General features: G+C 59.3%; 2 protein-coding genes and 1 pseudogene. 2 read left to right on the forward strand and 1 reads right to left on the reverse strand.

Annotated elements, in window-relative coordinates:
* Positions 1 to 821 (reverse strand): tubulin-like doman-containing protein (locus tag ACH2EH_RS10210; RefSeq protein ID WP_395141332.1); only part of this gene is annotated, 821 nt, incomplete at its 3' end.
* Positions 822 to 905: 84 nt separating this feature from the next.
* Here ACH2EH_RS10210 and ACH2EH_RS10215 point away from each other — a divergent pair.
* Both ACH2EH_RS10215 and ACH2EH_RS10220 read left to right on the forward strand, forming a co-directional pair.
* Positions 906 to 1,106, forward strand: a complete 201-nt coding sequence (locus ACH2EH_RS10215) for a hypothetical protein (RefSeq protein WP_395141334.1) — start codon at positions 906 to 908, stop codon at positions 1,104 to 1,106.
* Between the two features lie 24 nt (positions 1,107 to 1,130).
* Positions 1,131 to 1,725: pseudogene (locus ACH2EH_RS10220) on the forward strand (hypothetical protein); the annotation flags it as partial.

Genomic DNA, 1,725 nt, shown 5'->3' on the forward strand with positions numbered 1-1,725 from the left:
GGCTTGTACTGCGCGGTAAACGCCGACGCTGAGTCCGTGTAGTGGTTGAGCTCTAATAAACTCGCGTAGGCATTAGGCCGGTTGTCCACCGAGACCGCCGACGTGTTGGGGGGGATGCCGAAGATGCCAATGATCTCCAGCATGCGCTGGTCTTTGAGCAGCTCTTTGACGGTGTAGGCCAAGTCTAAAAACATCCCCGAGCCCGTGCCACCCAGCAGTGAGCCGACAATATAGACCGTGACGCCCTCCGAGACCTGCAGACCGTTCTTGATCGCCAGCGCCTTGCTGGCGTCTTTGGTGATCTCGGTGTACTCCTCCTCGACACGCCGGGCGATGGTGTCGTAGTTCCAGAAGTAGGCCAGCCGCCCACGGGCCCGCACTGCACCTGCGCCCTGGTGAATATCCCCGGAGAGCGTCCGAGGATCAAGCCAGTCTCTGAGATGCGGGTACTCCCGTAAATTTCTCCGAAGCTGCTCGACGCCGTGCACCGAGCAGTGAATCTTATCGGCATTATCTAAGTTCGCCGCATCCGAGTAGTTGGGGTTCTTCCCAAAGATCGCCTGGTCGGTGTCGAGCAGTAAGAAAGAAACAATGGGCAGCTTATCCAGTGAGCCGTATTTCTGAATCATACGCTGTCGCACGTCCAGCAAGATCTTATGGCCCGTCCCCCCCACCGCGATTAGCAGCGAGCGGGAGATCCCCCGAAGCTTCTGATCCTCATTCTGGACAAGAGGCGGGGCGGCAGAAGAAGACGCAGAAGAGGAGGAAGGGGTAGACGTGGGCAGCGGCGGCGCGGAAGGTGTCGTGGTCTCGTCAGGCATAGGAACATTATACTCCGAAGCATAGGACGCATCACAGTGCGCTTCGGTTGCGGGCAGACATGGCTTGCTGTGTTATAGTGCACTATGCAAACACCTAGGGCAATCCTTACCCCAGACGACGTTTCCCAGCAAGTGCGTGCCTGGCAGCCGACGGCGCGTGAGCGGGCATGGGAAGCAATCGGCTGGGCCCCAACTCTGCTGGAGGCGCAGCGGCTCGCCAAAAAAGAAAACCGCCTTGTCTTTGTCTTCACGCTGGATGGCCGCATGCAACGTGGCCGCTGCTGAGGAGGAGCCTTTGCGACACGGGCCGTGTCCTTCAATGACTCCCGCGTGGTAGCTGCCCTCAACAGCTTGAGTGTTCCTGTCTACCTGGCCAACGACATGCTTGCGGGCGAGGAGAAAGCCGCACTTCAGGCAATCCACCGCGAGGGATTTGCCAAGAAGCTCTCCGTGGGGACGGTGCACTGCTTTCTTCTGGCTCCAGATGGAGCGCTGCGCGACACGATCCATGTAGCACAGGCCAGCCCCCAGAAAATTCTGGCGATGATCGAGCGCGAGGCTACAGCAGTAAAAATAGATTCGGGAAAGCCCCTCGTTCCGCCCCTCGCTCCCCCCCTGCCGCCCCCTCCCAAGAACGGTCTGCGGCTCCACGTAGTCGCTCGGTATCTGGATAAAAAACCGGACGGTTCTCTGGGGCTGATCACCGGTGCGGGTGGAAACTGGAGCGCACTGCCCGGCGAGGACTGGCCCCTTTTTGACGCCGCTGCTACGCGGGCACTTCTTGCAGGAGACAGAGCAGTCGCAGAGCGCCTGGTGACCCACTTCTACCCTCCCACGGAGAACAATGATCTGAGCAAGAATGTTATTGAGTTACTAGAGTGGAAAGCGCAAGCGCAGCCCACAG

It is taken from the genome of Armatimonas sp. (genome assembly GCF_043760365.1).
In the GTDB taxonomy this organism is placed as follows: Bacteria; Armatimonadota; Armatimonadia; order Armatimonadales; family Armatimonadaceae; genus Armatimonas.

What these genes read in the sequence shown, in the direction of transcription:
- ACH2EH_RS10215 (WP_395141334.1), top strand. Translation starts at nt 906, where the DNA reads ATGCAAACACCTAGGGCAATCCTTACCCCAGACGACGTTTCCCAGCAA.